The organism is Streptomyces sp. NBC_00669 (assembly GCF_036226785.1).
Lineage (GTDB): Bacteria > Actinomycetota > Actinomycetes > Streptomycetales > Streptomycetaceae > Actinacidiphila.
The window spans coordinates 6,129,268-6,148,789 of the sequence record NZ_CP109018.1 but is presented as its reverse complement, the minus strand read 5'-3'; the positions used below and the strand labels follow the sequence as shown (position 1 = coordinate 6,148,789).

The following is a 19,522-nucleotide window of genomic DNA, read 5'->3' as shown; positions in this document are numbered from 1 at the left end:
TGCTCGGACCAGCCCGACAACGCCGGGGGCACTCCCCCTGGCTTCGCCGGAGGCACCCCCAACCGCCGAAGGCAGGGGGAGAGCGTGCGGGCCAAGCGCCACGGGATGGGGGCGCCTCCCACGCCGAAGTCGGGGGGCTTCCCAGAGACGACCTAGCCGCGGCGGTGGGTGGGGCGAGGCGCGGGGGTGGGGAGGGTGCGGGTGAGGCGGATACGGAGTTCGGTGCCGCCGAGGACGCTGCGGCCGATGGCCAGGTCCCCTCCGGTGGACTCGGCGACCCGGCGCACGATGTCGAGCCCGAGCCCGGTGGACCCGGGACCGCCGTCGCCGTGGCCGCGCCGGAGCGCGGCGGCGGGGTCGGCGACGCCGGGGCCGGCGTCGGAGACGAGCAGGATCACCGCGCCGTCGAACTCGTGCACGTCCACGGCGAAGGCCGTCCCCTCCGGGGTGTGCCGGAAGACGTTGCCGAGCATCGCGTCGAGCGCGGCGGCGAGGTCCGCCCGGGCGACCGGCACCCGTACCGGCCGGTCGGCGCCGGCCGTGCGCACCTCGCGGTTCTCGTCCTCCGCGAGCGCGGACCAGAACGCCATCCGCTCGCGCACCACCTCGGCCGCGTCGCATCCCGCGGGCACCGCCGGGCCGGACCGCTGCTCGCGCGCGGAACGGATGATCTGGTCCACCTCGCGTTCGAGTTGGGCGACGGCCGCGCGGGTGTGCTCGGCGGCCGGACTCTCCCCGAGGGAGGCGGTGTTGAGCCGCAGCACGGTCAGCGGGGTACGCAGCCGGTGCGAGAGGTCGGCGGCGAGTTCCCGCTCGTTGGCGAGGAGTTGGACGACCTGGTCGGCCATCGCGTTGAACGCGGCTGCGGCCGACCGCAGTTCGTCCGGCCCCGCCTCGGGCACCCGGACCGCGAGGTCCCCCTCGCCGAGCCGGCGCGCGGCGCCCGCCAGCCGTACCGCGGGCCGGATCGTACGGCTGCCGAGCCGGTCCGCGACCACCACGGAACCCGCGATCAGGCCCAGCCCGACGGCGCCGAGCACCAGCCACGCGGTGGCCACTCCCCGGGTGACGTCGGCCTCGGGCACGAACACCTCGACGACCGCGATCGTGCCGGTCCCGACCGCGGTCGGCCGCAGCAGGGCGTATCCGCCGGCCACCCGTACGGTCGCGGCCTCGCCGTGCGCCGACGCGTCGTCGAACGCGGCCCGCGGGGCGCGGTGCCGGCCGAGGTCGACCGCCGCCGAGTGCGCGGTGGCGGGGATGCGCAGCGCGATCCGGTTCTCGCCGCCGGCCTGGGCGGTGGCGACGGCCCGGGCGAGTTCGGTGCGGTCGGTGGTGATGGCCAGCGCCGGCGCCACGGCGGCGGCCTGCCGTTCGGCGTTGGTCAGCGCGCGGTCCCTGGCCAGTTCCCTGACCACCAGGCCGAGCGGCACCGCGAAGGCGAGCACCACCATCGCGGTGACCGCCACCGACACCCGTATCAGCGCCCATCTCATCGCCGGGCCGCCCTCCGTATGCCGGTCACGCCGGCGGCTCCAGCTTGACGCCGACCCCGCGCAGCGTGTGCAGGTAGCGCGGCCGGGCCGCGGTCTCGCCGAGCTTGCGGCGCAGCCACGACAGGTGCACGTCGATGGTCTGGTCGTCGCCGTACGACTGCCGCCACACCTCCGCGAGCAGCTCGCGGCGCGGCACCACCACGCCCGGGCGGGCCGCCAGGAACGCCAGCAGGTCGAACTCCCGCCGGGTGAGGTCGAGTCGGCCGCCGTCCAGCAACGCCAGCCGGCGCCGTACGTCGATCTCGAGGCCGCCGACCCTGATCCGCCCGCCGCCGGCCGGCTCCCCCGCCGCCCCGCCGCGCGCCCGCCGCAGCACCGCCGCCAGCCGCGCCGACAGGTGCTCCACGGAGAACGGCTTCACCAGGTAGTCGTCGGCACCGGCGTTCAACAGCCGTACGATCTCGGCCTCGTCGTCCCGCGCGGTCGCCACGATCACCGGTACGTCGCTCAGCCCGCGCAGCATCTTCAGCGCCTCGGAGCCGTCCAGGTCCGGCAGCCCCAGATCGAGGATCACCACGTCGAAGCCGACCTGCGCCACCTCGCGCAGCGCCTCCAGCGCGGTGCCGACGCTGCGCACGGTGTGCCCGGCGTCGCCGAGATGCCGGATGAGGGCGGACCGCACGAACTGGTCGTCTTCGACGACGAGGACTGTTGCCATGGAGCCGAACCTAGCGAATTCGCTCCGCGGGAAGAGCCGGGGTTGCTTGCTCGGGGGAGCTTGTCTGCGCTCAAACGCCGCGCGGGCTTGGGGTGGTGGACGTGGGCGCGTCACTTTTGCGCTCAAACGCCGCGCGGGCTGGGTTTTGCTCGGGCCGGTTCTTTGCTCGGGCTGGGTTTTGGTCGGGCTGGGTTTGCTCGGGCCGGTTCTTTGGTCGGGCTGGGTTTTGGTCGGGCTGGAATTGTCAGCCGTCTTTGTAGGTCTGGACGGTTGGGGGGTGGCCGTTCCAGGTGCAGAGGAGGGTGGAGGCGGTGGAGGTGGAGGGGGAGGTGAAGGTGACGCGGAGCCAGCCGGGTTGGGTGGTCCAGAGCTGCATCTGCCAGTTGGGGTCGGGGGTTGCGGAGACGAGGGAGGCGGAGGTGGGGCCGAGGTCGAGGACGACCTGGCCGCCGGCGACGGTGTAGCTGTGGACGTCGGCGGGGTCGCCGGTGGGGTGGGGGGAGGCGGGGGGTCGTGAAGTGGTGGGGTGGGGTGAGGGTTTGGGGCGGTGGACGGCGCTGGAGATGCCGGGTGGGGGGCCGCTGCTCGCCGCGGGGATCGGGAGGGTGCGCGGGGGGTCGTAGGCGGTGCCGCGGAGCACCGAGCGCACGCCGAACCAGGACATGGCGACCGCCACCGCGGTAGCCACTGCCCAGACGCCGACGTGCAGTGCCCCTCTGCGCACGCCCCCATCCTGCCCTGGACGGGCCGGGCGGGTCAGTCGAAGACGTGGGCGGGGGGCGGCGGGGAGGCGGTGGCCGTGGTGTCGGTGACGACGGGGGCGCCGGCGGTGAAGTCGGCGAGGGCGCGGCCGTGTTCGACGCGGCCGGGGTGGGGGTCGGTGGCGACGCGGCGGGTGAGTTCGGCGATGGGCAGGGGGCGGTCGGCGGCGAGGAGGATCGCGTTGCCGAAGCGCTTGCCGCGCAGCACCGCCGGGTCGGCGGCGAGCGCGGTCTCGGCGAACGCGGCCTGTGCGGTGGCGACTTGGCCGCGCAGGAAGGCGAGCGCGCCGCCGTCGGTGAGGTTGGCGGCGTAGAGGCCCTGGGGGTCGAGGGCGCGGCGGACGTCGGCGAGGAACTCGGCGCTGGTGAGGTGCGCGGGGGTGCGGGCGGCCGCGAAGACGTCGGCGATCAGCAGGTCGGCCCAGCCGTCGGGGACCTTCGCCAGGCCCTCCCGCGCGTCGCCGCCGCGTACCTTGATCCGCCAGGCGCGGTCCCAGGGGAGTTCGGCCCGGACCAGCTCGGTGAGCGCGGTGTCGAGCTCGACGACCTGCTGGGTCGACCGCGGCCGGGTGTGCGCGGTGTAGCGGGCGAGGGTGAGCGCGCCGCCGCCGAGGTGCACCACCCGCAGCGGGCGGCCGGGGGGCGCGGCGAGGTCGATGACATGGCCGAGCCTGCGCTGGTAGGCGAAGTCGAGGTGGGCCGGGTCGGCGAGGTCCACATGGGAGTGCGGGGCGCCGCCCACCAGCAGGGTCCACGCCTGCGGCCGCTCGCGGTCCGGGCGCAGCTCGGCGAGGCCCCCGCCCACGGGTGTGGTGCGGGGCTCCTCGGTACCGCGCCGATGACGTGCCATGGTCCGATTATCGACGACGACACTGCCGTCGACGTTCGCGGTCCACCCGGCCACGGTCTCGGCGCCGTATCCCGCGCTCAGGACGCGGCCGACCTCACGCCGGCGTCACGCCACCTGACGACGACGCCGGCGGCTGGTGATGCTGCGGCTGGTGCTGCGGCTGCTGTGCGAACCCGTCGACCAGCTCGATGGTCCGTGCGGCCATGCCCAGCGCCTCCCGCAGCACCGCCGGGTCCGTCACCGCCCGGTCGGTGTGCGGCGGGACCACCCAGCCGCTGCCGCAGGGGGTCAGGTCGCCGCCCGTACGGTGACACTGGCTGCCGGGCAGGTCCCAGCGGTCCGCGGTGCCCAGCGGGACCAGGAACGCCAGGCTGTCCCCGACGCGGTCGTGGAACACCGGCCCCACGCCCGTGCTCAACCGGAGCAGGTCCACGGCCTCCAGACCCTGCCTGGACGGCACGGTCACCACCTCCCGCGCCGGGGGCACGCTCGGTTCGGGGCTGTGGCCCGAAGTACTGCTCTTCTCCACGGCAACCTCCCTCCAAGGGGGAGCCGACGTGATCGGCTCCCACTTCGTACAACGGCATCCGTGGTACCGGGGGGCCGTCGCCAGGGGTGGCGTTGCCTGGCGAATCCCCACGCCGCCCCCCTGTTCGGGGGTGCCGGGGGCCTGCGGGCGAGGGCCACCGGGGAACCGCCGAGGCCGCAGAGGAACGTCACCGCCGAGGCCGCGGGGAACGTCACCGCCGAGGCCACCGGGGAGAGGTCACCAGGGAGCCGCCGCCCGCGGGTTACTCGAGGTGCGCCGAATCGTTCCAGCGCTCGATCGCCGGCGCGCCGTAGGCCCAGCCGAGGACCGACAGCGAGGCCGGGTCGAGGCGCAGCGCGGCCGCGAAGGCCGGGTCGAAGCCGAGCCACCGCGCGCCCAGGACGCGCAGGAAGTGGCCGTGCGCGAAGACCAGCACGTCACGCGGCGCGGACCGGGCCCACCCGATCACCTCGTCCGCGCGTTCGGCGACCGCGGCCAGGCTCTCCCCGCCGGGCACCCCGTCCCGCCAGATGTGGAAGCCGGGCCGCAACTCCTGGAGCTGCGCGGGCGTCAGCCCTTCGTACTGCCCGTAGTCCCATTCGAGCAGGGCGTCCCACTCCTTGGCCCGGCCGAACCCGGCGAGGTCGGCGGTGCCGGCGGCGCGCAGCAGCGGCGAGGTGCGCACCTCGGCGTCGGGCAGGCCGTTCCAGGGGGCGCGGGCGAGGCGTTCACCGAGCAGCAGCGCGGTGCGCCGGCCCTCCTCGGTGAGCGGGATGTCGGTGCGGCCGGTGTGCCGCCCGGTGCGGGACCACTCCGTCTGCCCGTGCCGGACCAGGAGAATACGCGGCGCCACCACTGCCATACCGAAGGACCTTTCGCGGACCGGGCCGAAACGCCTCCATCATCGCCCACCGCCGTCAGACCTCGGCGAGCAGCCCTCGCAGCAGCTGGTCGAGCCCCCATTCGTACTGCGCCCCGGCGTCCTCCTGCGCGCACAGCAGCTCGGGGACCAGCGAGGCCAGCGCCGGGTAGCGCTCGGCCGGGAGGGCGTCCAGCTTGGCCCGGACCCGCTCGCGGGCGCCCTCCTCGCACAGCACCCGGGCGCGCCGGGTGCTCCACAACGCGGAGCCCACGGTGTACTGCATCAGCGCCACATGCGCGCGCACCGCGGCCTGCGGGGACAGCCCCGACGCGCGCAGCAGCGCGAGCATCCGGTCGATCACGGCGATCGCGTCGTCGCCCCGGGTGGAGCGGGTGGTGAGGAGCTGGAGCGCGGAGGGGTGCTCGGTGAAGAGCCGGTAGACGCCGAGGCAGACCTCGCGCAGCTCGCGGTCCGGGTGGGCGCCGCAGGCGCTCGGCAGCTCCACGGTGTCCAGCAGGCGCTGGGCGACGGCGTCGCTGATCTCGTCCTTGCCGCGGAAGTGCGAGTAGACGGCCATCGTGGCGACGCCCAACTGCTCGGCGAGCGCGCGCATGGTGAAAGCCTCGGCGCCGTCCCGATCGAGCAGAGCGATGGCGGCATCAAGGATACGATCCGGGTTGAGCGTGTTACGGGGTGCGCGGCGCCGTGGGGAGCGGAGCGGCTGGGCCGACGGGGATACCGACATCGGGATCTCTGTTCTCGTCCTTCGTACCTCGCGGCAGGCAACCCGGGAGCGGAACCGGGGCGTCCTTCGCGGTGTCCTTACCCTGCACAACCGGGCTGAACACCGTACGAACTCGGGGTATCTGCGAAACTTCGGGGGCGATGTGCGCCGCACGTAACGTACGGCGTACGGTTGAGCCTACGCCACCGACCAGACCGCCGGACCCGCGGCCAACGGAGAACCTGGAGAGACGTCCGGATGACGATCACCGCCACTGCGCCGCGCGCCGCTGCCTACCGCGGCAGGCTGCGCTGGTGGACCGAACTTCCGCTCATCGCCGTGGTCTACGCGCTCTACTCCGGAGCGCGGCTGCTGGTGCGGGGCGACGTGAGCAGCGCCGTGCAGCACGGCGCCGACATCCTGCACTTCGAGCAGATCGTGCACATCGACCCGGAGCGCTGGTTCAACCGGCTCTTCACCGACCACGCCTTCCTCGGCGTGCCGGCCGACTTCGCGTACGCGTCGCTGCACTACATCGTCACCCCGACGGTCCTGGTCTGGCTGTGGCGCCGCCGGCCCACCCACTACCGGATGGCCCGCACCTGGCTGATGCTGTCCACCCTGATCGGGCTGATCGGCTTCACCCTGATGCCCACCGCGCCGCCCCGGCTGCTCACCGGCCACCACGGCTTCATCGACACCATGGCGCAGTACGGCTCCTACGGCTGGTGGGGCAGCGAGGCGAGCGCGCCGCGGGGCATGGGCGACCTCACCAACCAGTACGCGGCGATGCCGAGCCTGCACGTCGGCTGGTCGCTGTGGTGCGGGATCATGCTCTTCCGCTACGGGCGGCACTGGACGGTGCGCACCCTCGGCGTGATCTACCCGCTGATGACCGCGTTCGTGGTGATGGGCACCGCCAACCACTACCTGCTGGACGCCGCCGCGGGCGTGCTGGTGATGGGCATCGGCTTCCTGCTGGCCAAGCCGGCGCTGCGGATGGTGGACGCGCTGTACACGCGGTACGGCTTCGGGCGGCCGGCCGCGGCCCGGGGCGAGGACGCCGCCGACGCGAGCGCGGATGCGGCCACGGGTGCTCTCGCGGGTACGGCGGCTGCCGTGGCCGCGCCGGCCGGGTCGACCGCTTCCGGCGGCGCCCCGCAGGATGCGACGAGCATCACGGAAACGGTCGCGGGAACGGCATCCGCCGACCCCTCGGGCGGCGAACCGGCGACGGAGAGCGCGGACCCCGCCGCCGCGCCGTCCGTGCCGCGCCCGACCCCGGCTCCCGACGACCGCAGCGGCACCGCGCCCCTGCCCGACGGCGAACCGGCCGCGCGCAACTGACCCGCCCGGAGGGTGCGTTCCGGGCGGCCTGGGCCCAGTTGTCACTGCCGGATGCCACACTCTCCCGGGTGAGCACTACGCACTCCCTGCGGGAGCGGCTGGCCGTCCTGCGCGGCTCCACCACCGCATCCCGCCCGATGGACGCGCGGGCGCTGGCCGCGCTCGCCGCCAACCCCGGCTGCAAGCGCCGCGCGGTGATGGACGCCGCCGGGGTGGACAAGGGCGCGGTCGCCGAAGCGCTCGGCTCCCCCGCCCGGTTCGGCCAGTCCCGGTTCGCCTTCTCCCGCGGCCATGCCTTCGAGGCGCGGGTCAAGGCCGACGGATGCGCCGAACTGCTGCGGCTGCTCGGCTCCGAGGGCAAGGCGTCGCTGCCCGACCTGTCGGCTCCCGGGCCCGAGGGGCGGGTGGCCAGGACCCGGATGGCGCTGGCCGAGGCCGTACCGGGCGAGTGGACCCTGCTCGACCACCCGCTGCTCGCCCTGGACGTCGCGGGCTCCACGGTCCACCTCGAACCCGACGCGGTGGTGATCGCGCCCGACGGCACCTGGATCGTGGTCGAGATCAAGTCCTTCCCGATCCTGGACGGCGGCGCCGACGCGATGAAGGTCGGCGCGGCGGCCCGGCAGTCGGCGGTCTACGTACTCGCGTTGGACGCCGTCGACCCCGGCCGGACCCGCGCCGACATCCTGCTGGTCTGCCCCAAGGACTTCTCCAACCTGCCCACCGCCGACCGGGTCGACATCCGCAAGCAGCTCGCCGTCACCCGCCGCCAGCTCACCCGGCTCACCCGGATCTCGGACATCACCGACCTGCTGCCGGAGGGCACCACCTTCGACCTGTCGTACACGCCCGACGGCCGCACCCCGACCCGGCCGCGGGCCGAGCTGGCCGCCGCCGTGGACACCGTCCCCGCCGCGTACGCCCCCGAGTGCCTGTCCACCTGCGAGCTGGCCTTCCACTGCCGGGACCGGTCCCGCGCGGCGGGCAGGGTCGAGGCCCTGGGCCGTTCGCTGCGCGGCGAGCTCGGCGACCTCACCACCGTCGAGGCGGTGCTCGCCGCCGCGCACGGCCGCGCGGGCGACCCGCGGGACCCGGCGGTCGCGGCCCTGCGCCGGGCCGCCGCGCTGCGCGAGGAGGCGATGTCCGCCGCGGCGGAGGCCGCGCCCGGCCCGGCCGGCGACGACGCCAACGCCCCCACCGCCGCTCAGGTCCCGGCCCGGGCCCCGGCCCGACCGCCCGCGCCACGCGCGCCGGCCGCCACCACCGCCGCCACCGCCGCCGAGCAGCCTGCCGCCGGCGCGGGGCGTGTGCCGGGAGGCCCGGCGTGAGCGTGCTGCACACCCTCGCCCGCGCCGAGGCGGTCTCCGCCCGGCGGGCCGTCCCGGCGGCGACCGTACGCCACTGCCACCTCTCCGACCGGCCGCTGGTGCTGGTGCCGCTGACCACCGCGGGCGAGGCGGGCGCGCCGCTGGGCGCGATGATCGGCACCGACCGGGACGCGCCCGAGCTGCTGGTGGTGCCGCAACCGCTCGACCGCGAGCTGCGGTTCGGCTTCTTCGCCGGGCTCGCCCGGGAACTGCTCCTCGCGCTGGACCGCTACTGCGACGAGGTGGAGGTCGAGCCGGCCACCCGCAACCGCGAGGAGACCGAGCTGTGCGCGGACGCCCTCCAGGTCGTCGTGCCCAACGGCGCCGCCCTGGAGTACGTCCGGCTGGTCGGCCGCTCCACCCGCTTCCTGCGCACCGTCGAGGACCCGGACGCCCCCCACCCGGTGCCGGTCCCCGTGCCGCTGCTGGGCCGCTGGCTCACCCACTACGCCGAGCGTGCCCGCACCCCCGGCAGCGGCCTGCTGCTCGCCATGACCGACCTGCTCACCCGGCACTGGGCCACCGGCCAGAGCGCCATGGAGGACCAGCACCTGGGCGCCCTGCTCGGCTGGATCGACCCGCCGCCCGGCCTCGACGGGCCCACCGCCGCCGCCCGCGCCCAGACCGGCCGCGCCCCCGACGGCCTGCTGCTCAGCCCCCCGGCCGGCCCGGCCACCGACCCGGTCTTCGACAACCGCGTCCTCGCCCCCGCCCAGGCCCGTTACGACAAGGCCCGCACCGCGCCCGAGCGGGCCGCCGCCGAAGCGGGGATACGGGATCTCGTCGCCTCCCAGCTCCGCCCCACCTGGGACGACATGTGGCGCGGACTCGACCTGCTGCGGGCCCTGCCCGAGGGCGCGCACGTCGAGGAGCGGTGGAAGCGGGACCGCTGGTCGTTCACCGGGCACCGCGACCGGGTCGGCGCGGGCGAGCCGCCGCAGCCGAAGCGGGACGACGCGATCGCCGCGGCCCAGAAACTGGCCGGGCGGGAGACCGCGCAGGCCCGGCTCGCCGCCCAGGAAGCGCTGGACGACCCCCTCGCCATGGCGGCGCGACGGCTGTCCGGCGAGGCGTTCACCGGCACGGTCGTCGAGGTCGAGATGACCTGGTCCGAGGGCCGCCGCCCCATGCCCCGGCCCCTCCTCACGATCGCCACCGACGACCTGCCGCAGGCCGAGCCGGGCGCGAAGGCGTACCGCGCGCTTCCGGACGCGAAGTCGGCGCAGGGGGCGGAACTGCTCGAGGTGCGTACGGCGCTGGAGGTGCGTACGGCGGGGGACCCGGACACCGACGGCACCCACGGCACCCACGACCTCCGTGCCACCGCCGGCACCCCCGACGGCGCTGCCGCGGACGGCCCCGCGTGGAGCGTGCGGGTGAAGCTGACCGGCGGCATGGGCAGTGGCCGCACCCCGCGGGAGGGCTCGGTGCCGGCCCCCGGCGACACGGTCACCTTCACGCTGTTCGAGCACGACCCGAGAAGCGGGCCGGCCCTCCCCGACGCGGAGCAGACCCCGTGGACGCACGGCGGCCCGCCCGGCTCGGAGCCCGCCCCGACCGCCCCCGACCCCGTGACCGCGGAGGACTACCTGTGACCCAGCCCGTGCGAAGCCCCGGCACGGCCGCCGCCGGCGGGGCGTACGGCCCGCAGGGCGCGGACGAGCCGTTCGACCCGGGCCGGGCCGCCGCCGAGGCGACCTCGGCGATCCTCGCGAGCACCCTGCACGGCACCGCGCGGGGAGTCGTCGTGGACTCGCCACCGGGTGCGGGCAAGTCCACGCTCGTGGTGCGCGCGGCGCGCGAACTGGCCGCGGCGGGCGAGTCGTTGATGATCGTGGCGCAGACCAACGCCCAGGTCGACGACCTCGCCGACCGGCTGGCCACGGCCGACCCCGACCTGCCGGTGGGCCGGCTGCACGGCACCGACTCGCCGCCCGACCCCGCGCTCGACCGCCACCCGTCCCTGGCGAAGTCCACCTCCGTCGCCGAGTTGCGGGACCGCGCGGTGGTGATCGCGACCGCGGCCAAGTGGGCGTACGTCAAGGACGTCGAGCCGTGGCGGCACGCCATCGTGGACGAGGCGTACCAGATGCGGTCGGACGCGCTGCTCCAGGTCGCCGGGCTCTTCGAACGCGCCCTGTTCGTGGGTGATCCGGGCCAGCTCGACCCGTTCAGCGTGGTGGGCGCGGAGCAGTGGGCCGGGCTGAGCTGGGACCCGTCGGCGAGCGCGGTGGTGACGCTGCTCGCGCACAACCCCGGCCTGCCGCAGCACCGGTTGCCGGTGTCCTGGCGGCTGCCCGCGTCCGCCGCTCCGCTGGTGTCGCGGGCGTTCTATCCGTACACGCCGTTCCGCAGCGGCACCGGGCCCGGCGACCGGCGGCTCGGCTTCGGCGTGCGCGGCGACGGCGGCGGGCTCGACCGCACCCTGGACGAGGCCGCGGAGAGCGGCTGGGGTCTGCTGGAGCTGCCCGCCCGGCACACCCCGCGGACCGACCCCGAGGCCGTACGGGCGGTCGCGCTGCTCGTCCGCCGCCTGCTCGACCGCGGCGGGCTCACGTACTCCGCGCCCGACCCGGACCCCGCGCCGCTCACCGCCGAGCGGATCGCGGTCGGCACCGCCCACCGCGACCAGGCCGCCGCGGTGCGCGCCGCGCTCACGGCCCTCGGGGTCGCCGGGGTCGCGGTGGACACCGCCAACCGGCTCCAGGGGCGGGAGTTCGACGTCACGGTCGTCCTGCACCCGCTGTCCGGGCGTCCCGACGCCACCGCGTTCCACCTCGAAACCGGGCGGTTGTGCGTGCTGGCGTCCCGGCATCGGCACGCCTGCATCGTCGTCTGCCGGGCCGGGGTGGCCGACCTGCTCGACGAGCACCCCTCCTCCGAGCCGGTCCGGCTCGGCGTCACCGTCAAGTTCCCCGACGGCTGGGAGGCCAACCACTCGGTCCTGGCCCACCTCGCCGAGCACCGCACGCTCTGGCGGTCGTAGCGAGCTGGACCCTCCGGGGTGGTGCGTTCAGCCGGTCGAGGACCACCTGCCGGTACACGGCTGGTGGTCCCCCCGGCATCGCCGGGAGGTGCCCCCAGCGCCCCTGGGTAGGTGCGGCTCCTCCGCGGAAGGGCCGCATCCCCCAAGGGACGGGGAACCGCGCGACCAGCCAAGGATGTGGCCCGCCCGACCCGCGCGCCCTCCCCCAGCGGCGGGGATTCCCGACCACCCGCCGGAGGTCAGGTGGTGAGCATCCAGTGGCTGAACGCGGCGTAGCGCTCGGCGAACTCGGCGGCGTCGGAGGCGCGTTCGCCTGCTCGCGGAGGGCGCCACCACCGCCGACGAGCTGCGCCGGGGCCGCGTCGACATCCAGATCGGCGACACCGCGCCCGACCACGCGGACACCCGCTCCACCACGCTGTTCAGTGACCGGCTCGCCGCCGTCGGCCGCCGCGACCTGCCGCACGACCCCACCACCTGGGACGGGTTCGCGTCCCTCGCGCACGTCGTCGTCTCCCGCCGGGGCCGCACCCGGGACCGCATCGACGACCTCCTCGACACCCAGCACCGGCGCCGGCACGTCGCGTTCACCGTGCCCACCCTCGCGCTGGCGCTCGGCGCCGTCGCCGCCCACCCCCTGCTCACCGTCGCCCCCGAGACGCTCACCGGTCACGTCCTCCCCGCCCACCTGCGCACCTACCCCCTCCCCGGCCCCACCCCGCCGGTCCCCGCCGTCCTCGCCTGGCACGCCCGCCACGACCGCGACGCCGCCCACCACTGGCTCCGCGGCCTCATCACGACCACCCTCACCCCCGCCCCCTGACGCCTTCCCGGCGCCGGCGGCCCGGAGAGGCGGAGGGTGGGTGCGGGACAATGGAAGGGTTGCCGAGCTTGGGAGGTAGGGATGAGCCAGCCGCCACAGGCGGGCCGGCCGGGCGGCGAGCGGCCGAAACGGCCCGTTCCGCTGCTGTTCGAACCGGGGGCGGCACCGGAGGAGGGGGCGGACCGGTTCTTCGACCTCGAGTCGATGGACGACCCGCGGGAGTTGCTGGAGCGGGCCACCGAACTGGCGGTGGCGTTCCGCGCGGCGGCCGACCGCGCCACGGACTTCCAGGCGATGGCGGCGGCCCAACTCGCGGACCCGCGCCGCTTCGACCGGCTGACGTTCGCGAAGCTCGCCGAGCGGGCCGGATGGACCGAGGACTACGCGAAGAAGATGGTCGAGTACGGCGAGGGCCTGATCAAGAGCGGCGGCGCCACCCCGTAGCCGTACCCCGGCCGTGCCGCCGACCGCGCCCCCGGCCGTTCCCCCGACCACTTCCCCGGCAGGGCAAGGTACTCCCCCGCGCCGCCCCTGTCCCGCTTTCGCCGGATTCTCCCGGGGGGCAAGCATGCAGTCGGTAGATGTAGTTTCCATGGACGAGATCCAGCGTCAGCACCACACCGCGTACGTCACCTCGGCGGGCGCCGAGTGGCTCGCCTCCGCCAGTGCCTTCCCGCGCAGCGTCCAGGCGCTGTGGGCGGCCCGCCCGGCCGCGCCGAGCGTACTGCCGTGCGGCACCGCCTTCGACGTGGTCAACCTGCCGTTGCTCTTCGGGCGGCGGGTGCTGGAGCAGTTATGGTCGGCGGGCCCCGGCAGCGGCCCCGCCGCCGTGCACCGCGGCCGGGTGCTGGTGCTGGCCGCGCCCGGCACCGCCCACCGGCTGCCCGCGCTGCTGGAGTGGGAGGAGTGGGGCCGCCGGGTGCCGCCGCTGCTCTGCCACGGCCGCGGCGACGCGGTGACGGTGCCGCCGCTCTACGACTGCGCGCCCGCCGGCGGGAGCGGTCCGCGCCCCGAGACCGGCCGCTCCCGCTGGGTGGTCGCGCCGGACACCCGCAAGCCCTGGCTGCCCCGCGCGGACGTGCTGCTGTGGGCCTGCGTCAGGGTGGTCCGGCAGGACCGGCCACGGCCGGTGCCGCCGGTTCCGCCGCTGGTCAGCACACCCGCGACGAGCTGACGTCCATCGATTTCACACCCTGCTGGAGCGGGTGCTAATGTCTACGACGTCAGCAGGCGCCGCTAGCTCAGTTGGTTAGAGCAGCTGACTCTTAATCAGCGGGTCCGGGGTTCGAGTCCCTGGCGGCGCACCTGAGAGACGAAGGCCCTTCGCGGAAGCGGAGGGCCTTCGTCGTGCCCGGGAACCCGGGAATCCGGACCTCTCGCCGCACCGGGTACCCGAACTCCGCGCGAACTCCTCGTGCGCACCGGTGCCTTCGCCCGCGCCCGCCCCGCCGCGAGGTAGCGTTCCTACGGCGGCGCGAGCCGCCTGCCGGTTCGTACTCTTGGAGGCTTCACCATGGCAACCACTCGTACCGCGACGACCCAGTGGAAGGGCCCGCTGATGGGCGGCGCCGGGACGGTCTCGCTGGACACCTCTGGCGTGGGCACGTACGAGGTGTCGTGGCCGTCGCGCGCCGAGGCGGCGAACGGCAAGACCAGCCCCGAGGAGCTGATCGCCGCCGCCCACTCCTCCTGCTACTCCATGGCGCTCTCGCACGGCCTGGCGGGCGCGGGCACCCCGCCCGAGACCGTCCAGACCGTGGCGAACGTCACGTTCCAGCCGGGTGAGGGCATCACCGGGATCACCCTCGCGGTGACGGCGCGCGTGCCGGGCCTGACCGCCGAGGCGTTCGAGGCCGCCGCGCAGGACGCGAAGGCGAACTGCCCGGTCAGCAAGGCACTGGCGGGCGTGAACATCACCCTTGAGGCCGAACTGCTCTCCTGATCGCCCTCCCGATCGGCCTCGGCCGGCCCCGCTTTCCCGCGGTCGGCCGGTCCGCCGATCGGCCCGGTTCAGCGGCGGGTGACCCGCACCCGCCAGTCGCCCGCCGCGTCCGGTGAGAGCACCTTGAAGTCGAAGCCGTCCGCCGTGTCGGTCCACCCCTCGCCGGGGGTGAAGGGCGCGTCGTTGAGGGAGTTGAACGACGCGCTGCTGAAGTCGCAGGCGCCGGTGAGCGGATGGGCGTCCTCGACGGTGACCGGGCCCTTCCCGGAGTCGACGTCGGTGCGCACCCGGTAGGCGAGTATCCCCTTGCGGCAGGCGTCCTTGTCGTTGCCCAGCGGCTCGCGCAGCTCCAGGACGTACGCCGTGGTGTCGCCGAACGGTATGACCACCGCCTTGCCGCCGCCGGGCACCTCGATCGGCCGCAGCTTGTACGTCCGGGTGCCGGCGGTGGTGACGCAGTCGATCTGCCGGTCGTCGATCCAGCCGAGCTTCCACTTGTGCCAGGCGAGCAGGTCGCCCTGCAGCCCCCAGTCCAACGACATGGTGTCCCACTGGCCGGCGAGGCGGTCGGTGCGCGGGAAGTCGTCGGCGGAGTAGAGGTCGGGCAGGCCGAGCGCGTGGCCGTTCTCGTGCGCCAGGACGCGGAAGCCGGACTGGTCGTGGCCGTAGATCAGCGAGACCTTGTCCAGGTGGGTGCCGTCGTCGGTGGTGGCTGCCGAGGCGCCGGTCCAGGTCACGGAGAGCACCGCCTGGTCGGCCGGTGGCCCGGCGTTGGGGGTGACGAGGATGTTGACGATGTCGTAGCCGCGGAAGTCCACGCTCGTGCCGGCGGCCTTGATCAGGTCCCGCATCATCTCGGTGTGCGCGTCCCAGCCGTAGCCGCGGCCGATCCCGTACGCGGAGAAGGGCCGCGGCATGCGTATCCAGCGCAGCACCGGGGTCGACCGGTAGTCGAGCCGGCCGTAGGAGGCGGTGGCGTACCACTGCTTGACCGCCGGGAAGAACTCGGAGTACCGCTCGCGGGCGCTGTAGGGGGCCTTGGCGTCGGGGAAGTCGATCAGCAGGGTGAGCGCGCGGACCTTGCCGGTGGAGGGGGCGAACTCCTCGTCGGTGCCGTGGTACGGGTGCGGCGGGAAGCCCTCCGACATGGCGACGCCGGGTTTGGCGCGCAGCGCGCAGGGGCGGCTGGCGGGCGGCGGCGCGGCGTTGGAGCCGACCAGCCGGGGCTCGGCGATCACCGTGGACCCGACCGCGAGCAGGCCGCAGGCGGCGAGGGCGGCGGCGCGTATGCCGGGGCGTGAGCGGGCGCCGGTCCTGGTCTGCGTGCCGGAGCGGGCGCGGGGGCGAGAGCGGTCCCGGGCGCCGGAACGGAAGCGGCCGGCCATCGGTCAGTCCACCGTGCCGACGCCGGACGGCTGGTTGGTGGCCTGGGTGGCGGCCTCGGTGACCCGGACCGACCAGGTGCCGTCGGTCTGCCGGCCGAGGACGGTGACCTGGGTGCTGCCGCCGGGCACCGTGTACGACTCGCCGACGCCCAGCGGCGCGTCGGCCAGCGGCGGGTAGACGGAGGTGGCCGGGCACGCGGAGTGCCCCGGATGGCCGTCGATCACGTCGATCGGCCCGTCGCCGGACTCGCGGTCGGAGCGCACGTCGTAGAGCAGGACGCCCTCGCTGCAGGAGGCGCGGTCGTTGCCGGTACGGGTGCGGGCCTCCATCGCCAGCGCGGTGTCCTCGCCGGTGCGCACCACCAGGAGCTTGGTGCCGCCGGGCGTCTCGTCGGGGCTGAGGTCGTGGTAAGTGGTGCCGATGCCGACGATGCAGCCGACCTGGTCCGGTCCGAGCCAGCCCAACCGCCACTTGTGCCAGGCGAAGGGGTCGGGGGCCAGCCCGAACTGGCTGCCCATCAGGTCCCAGTCGCCGACGTGGGTGTCCCAGTCGGCGTTGCTGCCGGGTGGCGGCTGGTAGTACAGGTCGGGCAGGTCGAAGATGTGGCCGGTCTCGTGGGCGAGCACGTTGCGGTCCGGCGGGTGGTGCTCGAAGACGGTCACCATCCGGCGGACCGGGTTGCCGTCGACGCTGATCGGGGTGGCGAGGTTCACCACCTTGGTGGCGTCGGAGTCGACGCCGGGCGCGTCCGGGTCGGCGACGAGGTAGATCACGTCGTAGCCGGCGAAGTCCACCGACGGGTCGGCGGTGGCGATCGCGTCGTGCAGGTAGGCGTCGCGGTCGGCCGCGTCCCAGTTCCGGCTGATCAGGTAGTCCGTCGCCGGGTGGGGCATCCGCAGCCAGCGGGTCTCGGCGTGCAGGTGCAGCCGGAACCGGCCGTAGGAGGCGTTGGCCCAGAACCGGCCGGTGGCCGGGTAGTGGTCGGCGGCGACCTGCGCGGGGGTCAGCTGCGGGTCGGTGCCGGGGAAGGACAGGAAGACCATCAGCGCCTTGACGTCGCCGGCCGGGCGGGCGTAGTCGCCGTCCCAGCCGTCGACCCCCTCGGAGTGGTGCACGGCGGTGCGCGGCAGCAGGCACGCGCTGCTCTCGGTGGCGCCGGCGGCCGGACCGGTCATCAGGGTCCACGCGACGAGCGCGGAGAAGCCGGCGACGGCGGCGGCGAACGCCCGCAGGACCCGGCGCCGCGCGCCGGAGGGCACGCCCGGCGACCGGGGGACGGCGCCCGTTCCGGGGGCGCCGTCCCCCGGGTTGTCTGACGCGAGGTCTGACCGCCGCACAAGGACCTCCGGGAGGTTCGGGATTCGGTCCGGGACCTTCCCCACATTGCTATGAATTGTGGCGGTTTGTCGGTTTCGGATGCTCCGTGCGGGTTGCCGCCGGAGTGGCGCGGCGGCGCAGCCGAGGGGCCGTACGACCGCCCGGGTGGCGCGGGCCCGGAACGTGCGGGCGGCGGGAGCCGGAACACGCGGCCAACGGGGCCCGGAGCGCGTCAGCGGCGGGCGGTGGAGCGCGTGCGCGGCAGGGCCCGGAGCGCGTGAGTGGCCTCGGGGGCGCGGGGCGCGAAAACGTACGACCGGCGCGGCCGATCGGACGGGGGTGAGCGCCTGCGCCGGCCGCGACACCACTCCTCCGGGTGACTACGCTGCGTCATGATGTGCGGAGAGCGTTCACGTGCTCGACCCGCACGCGCAGAAACGGTCGCCTGGGGGGCATCCGTGCGGGAAATCACCAGAGCGGCGCTGGATCACCAACTCCGCCAGCCCATATGATCGCGAGTGACGGAAGTGCGAACAGGGAGCAGTCCATGGGCGGACCCGCGGGCGGCCCCGGCGTCGAGCCCGACAGCACAGCAGCCACGATCACGCGCAGTGATCGGCTGCGCCGGTCCTCGTACGCCGCGGAGCCGACCGACTACCGCGCCGCCTTCGCGGTGGCCCGGTCGGCGATGGCGCTGCTGGGCCCCGACGGCGGCGTGCTCGCGGCGAACGCCGCGCTGGGCCGGCTGCTGGGCGTACCGCTGGAGCGGATGGTGTCGGCGGACGCGCGCGTGCTGCTCGGCCTCACCGGCGACCCGCACGCCGGCACCGCCTTCGACGACGTCCTCACCGGCAGCCGGCGCCGGCTGCGCTGCACCCGCAGGCTCACCCGGGCCGACGGCACCGACCTGCGCGCCGAGCTGTCCCTGGCCCGCACCGACAGCCGCGCGCTGCTGCTGACCGTCGAGGACGTCAGCGAACGCGAGTCGCTGCGGCGGCAGTTGCGGCATCTGCGGATGCACGACCCGGTGACGCGGCTGCCCAACCGGGCGCTGTTCTTCGAACGGCTGGCGGACGCCTTCGCGCGGGCCCCGGAGCGCGGCACCGGCCGGATCGGGCTGTGCTACCTCGACCTGGACGGCTTCAAGGCGGTCAACGACACGCTCGGGCACCGCGTCGGCGACGAGCTGCTCGCCGCGGTGGCCGACCGGCTGCTGGCCTGCGCCGGGCCCGGCGGCCACCTCGCGGCCCGGCTGGGCGGCGACGAGTTCGCGCTGCTGCTCCGGGACTCCACCGGCACCGGGCAGGCGACCGCGCTCGCCGAGGCCGTACTCGACGCGTTCCAGCGGCCGTTCGACGTCTCCGGGCACCGGCTGGCGGTCTCCGCGAGCATCGGCGTGGTCGAGCGGGAGGCCCAGGGCACCACCCCCACCGGGCTGATGCAGGCCGCCGACACCACGCTGTACTGGGCGAAGGACGACGGCAAGGGCCGCTGGACGCTCTTCGACCCGGAGCGCAACGAGCACCGGATGACCCGCCAGTCGCTGTCCAGCACGCTGCGGCAGGCCGTCGAGCGGGGGGAGTTCGTGCTCGACTACCAGCCGCTGGTCGCCCTGGACACCGGCGAGGTGCGCGGCGTGGAGGCGCTGGTCCGCTGGGAGCACCCGCACTTCGGGCGGCTGGCGCCCAACCGCTTCATCGGGCTGGCGGAGGAGGACGGCTCGATCGTGCAGCTCGGCCGCTGGGTGCTCGCCGAGTCCTGCCGCCAGGCCCGTGCCTGGCAGCGGGAGCGGCCCGGCACGCCCCTGGTGGTCAGCGTCAATGTCGCGGTCCGCCAGGTCTGGGACTCCGACCTGGTCGCCGACGTCGCCGCGATCCTGCACGAGACCGGGCTGCCGGCCCGCCTGCTCCAGCTGGAACTCACCGAGTCCGCGGTCATGGGCAGCGCCGGCCGGCCCCTCCAGGCCCTGCACGCGCTCCACGAGATGGGGGTGCGCATCGCCATCGACGACTTCGGCACCGGCTACTCCAACCTCGCCTACATGAGCCGGCTGCCCGTCTCCACCCTCAAGCTCGACGGCTCCTTCGTGCAGGGTTTCCGGTCCGCGGAACACCCCAACCCCGCCGACGAGACGATCGTCGAGGCGCTGGTCGATCTCGCCCACCGGCTCGGGCTCACGGTCACCGCGGAGTGCGTCGAGAACGCGGACCAGGCCGAGCGGCTGCGGCGGATCGGCTGCGACACGGGGCAGGGCTGGCACTACTCCCGCCCGGTGGCCGCCGCGTCCATCTCCCAACTGCTGGGCTGAGCAAGGTCGTTGGCGTACGCGGTAGCCGGATTCGCCGACCCGGCAGGCGGGTTCGCGTGCGCGGAGGGTGGATTCGCCTGCGACGTCGGCGGGTTCGGCTGAGCGG

General features: G+C 75.0%; 18 protein-coding genes and 1 tRNA gene. 10 read left to right on the top strand and 9 right to left on the bottom strand.

From position 1 onward, the window contains the following. Positions 1–152 precede the first annotated feature (152 nt). From OG896_RS26055 to OG896_RS26025, 7 genes are all read right to left on the bottom strand, one after another. Positions 153–1,496 carry a sensor histidine kinase gene (locus OG896_RS26055; RefSeq protein ID WP_329369194.1) on the bottom strand — a complete coding sequence of 448 codons (1,344 nt, stop codon included), beginning with the start codon at positions 1,494–1,496 and terminating at the stop codon, positions 153–155. 25 nt (positions 1,497–1,521) lie between these two features. Beyond that, positions 1,522–2,214: a response regulator transcription factor gene (locus tag OG896_RS26050; protein ID WP_329369192.1), complete on the bottom strand. Its 693-nt coding sequence runs from the start codon at positions 2,212–2,214 to the stop codon at positions 1,522–1,524. Between the two features lie 244 nt (positions 2,215–2,458). Further along, positions 2,459–2,938, bottom strand: coding sequence for a hypothetical protein (locus tag OG896_RS26045; RefSeq protein WP_329369190.1), 480 nt, complete (start codon positions 2,936–2,938; stop codon positions 2,459–2,461). Between the two features lie 32 nt (positions 2,939–2,970). Continuing rightward, positions 2,971–3,825 (bottom strand): spermidine synthase, encoded by an 855-nt coding sequence (locus OG896_RS26040; RefSeq protein WP_329369188.1) that lies wholly within the window; start codon positions 3,823–3,825, stop codon positions 2,971–2,973. A gap of 94 nt (positions 3,826–3,919) precedes the next feature. Further along, positions 3,920–4,354, bottom strand: a complete 435-nt coding sequence (locus OG896_RS26035; protein ID WP_329369186.1) for a hypothetical protein — start codon at positions 4,352–4,354, stop codon at positions 3,920–3,922. Positions 4,355–4,616: 262 nt separating this feature from the next. Continuing rightward, positions 4,617–5,207 (bottom strand): histidine phosphatase family protein, encoded by a 591-nt coding sequence (locus OG896_RS26030; protein ID WP_329374281.1) that lies wholly within the window; start codon positions 5,205–5,207, stop codon positions 4,617–4,619. Positions 5,208–5,271: 64 nt separating this feature from the next. Continuing rightward, positions 5,272–5,961 carry a TetR/AcrR family transcriptional regulator gene (locus OG896_RS26025; RefSeq protein ID WP_329369184.1) on the bottom strand — a complete coding sequence of 230 codons (690 nt, stop codon included), beginning with the start codon at positions 5,959–5,961 and terminating at the stop codon, positions 5,272–5,274. 237 nt (positions 5,962–6,198) lie between these two features. Between OG896_RS26025 and OG896_RS26020 the strand changes: the two genes are divergently transcribed. The 9 genes from OG896_RS26020 to OG896_RS25980 all read left to right on the top strand — a co-directional run bounded on the left by OG896_RS26020 (position 6,199) and on the right by OG896_RS25980 (position 14,405). Then, positions 6,199–7,287, top strand: a complete 1,089-nt coding sequence (locus OG896_RS26020) for a phosphatase PAP2 family protein (RefSeq protein ID WP_329369182.1) — start codon at positions 6,199–6,201, stop codon at positions 7,285–7,287. A 68-nt stretch (positions 7,288–7,355) separates the two neighbouring features. Further along, a complete protein-coding gene (locus OG896_RS26015) occupies positions 7,356–8,615 on the top strand; it encodes a hypothetical protein (RefSeq protein ID WP_443057152.1) in 1,260 nt (419 codons plus the stop codon). Next, entirely contained in the window at positions 8,612–10,249 is a 1,638-nt protein-coding gene (locus OG896_RS26010; RefSeq protein WP_329369178.1) for a hypothetical protein, read from the top strand. Before OG896_RS26015 ends, OG896_RS26010 begins: the two co-directional genes overlap by 4 nt. A gap of 8 nt (positions 10,250–10,257) precedes the next feature. Further along, the gene (locus OG896_RS26005) at positions 10,258–11,640 is read left to right on the top strand and encodes an AAA family ATPase (RefSeq protein ID WP_443057269.1); all 1,383 of its coding nucleotides are present in this window, start codon (positions 10,258–10,260) and stop codon (positions 11,638–11,640) included. Between the two features lie 313 nt (positions 11,641–11,953). Continuing rightward, the gene (locus tag OG896_RS26000) at positions 11,954–12,463 is read left to right on the top strand and encodes a LysR substrate-binding domain-containing protein (RefSeq protein WP_329374277.1); all 510 of its coding nucleotides are present in this window, start codon (positions 11,954–11,956) and stop codon (positions 12,461–12,463) included. Between the two features lie 81 nt (positions 12,464–12,544). Then, on the top strand, positions 12,545–12,907 hold the full coding sequence (locus OG896_RS25995; RefSeq protein ID WP_329369177.1) for a hypothetical protein: 363 nt from the start codon (positions 12,545–12,547) through the stop codon (positions 12,905–12,907). 148 nt (positions 12,908–13,055) lie between these two features. After that, positions 13,056–13,637, top strand: coding sequence for a bifunctional DNA primase/polymerase (locus OG896_RS25990; protein ID WP_329369176.1), 582 nt, complete (start codon positions 13,056–13,058; stop codon positions 13,635–13,637). Between the two features lie 56 nt (positions 13,638–13,693). Beyond that, a tRNA-Lys gene (locus tag OG896_RS25985) sits at positions 13,694–13,767 on the top strand. Between the two features lie 209 nt (positions 13,768–13,976). Then, a complete protein-coding gene (locus tag OG896_RS25980) occupies positions 13,977–14,405 on the top strand; it encodes an OsmC family peroxiredoxin (protein ID WP_329369174.1) in 429 nt (142 codons plus the stop codon). Positions 14,406–14,473: 68 nt separating this feature from the next. On the opposite strand, the gene OG896_RS25975 is transcribed toward OG896_RS25980, so the two are convergent. Further along, positions 14,474–15,790 (bottom strand): M6 family metalloprotease domain-containing protein, encoded by a 1,317-nt coding sequence (locus tag OG896_RS25975; protein WP_329369172.1) that lies wholly within the window; start codon positions 15,788–15,790, stop codon positions 14,474–14,476. 3 nt (positions 15,791–15,793) lie between these two features. Then, entirely contained in the window at positions 15,794–17,050 is a 1,257-nt protein-coding gene (locus tag OG896_RS25970; RefSeq protein WP_329369171.1) for a M6 family metalloprotease domain-containing protein, read from the bottom strand. A gap of 605 nt (positions 17,051–17,655) precedes the next feature. Here OG896_RS25970 and OG896_RS25965 point away from each other — a divergent pair. After that, complete coding sequence (locus OG896_RS25965; protein ID WP_402443175.1) at positions 17,656–19,416, top strand: putative bifunctional diguanylate cyclase/phosphodiesterase; 1,761 nt, start codon at positions 17,656–17,658, stop codon at positions 19,414–19,416. Positions 19,417–19,522 lie beyond the last annotated feature (106 nt).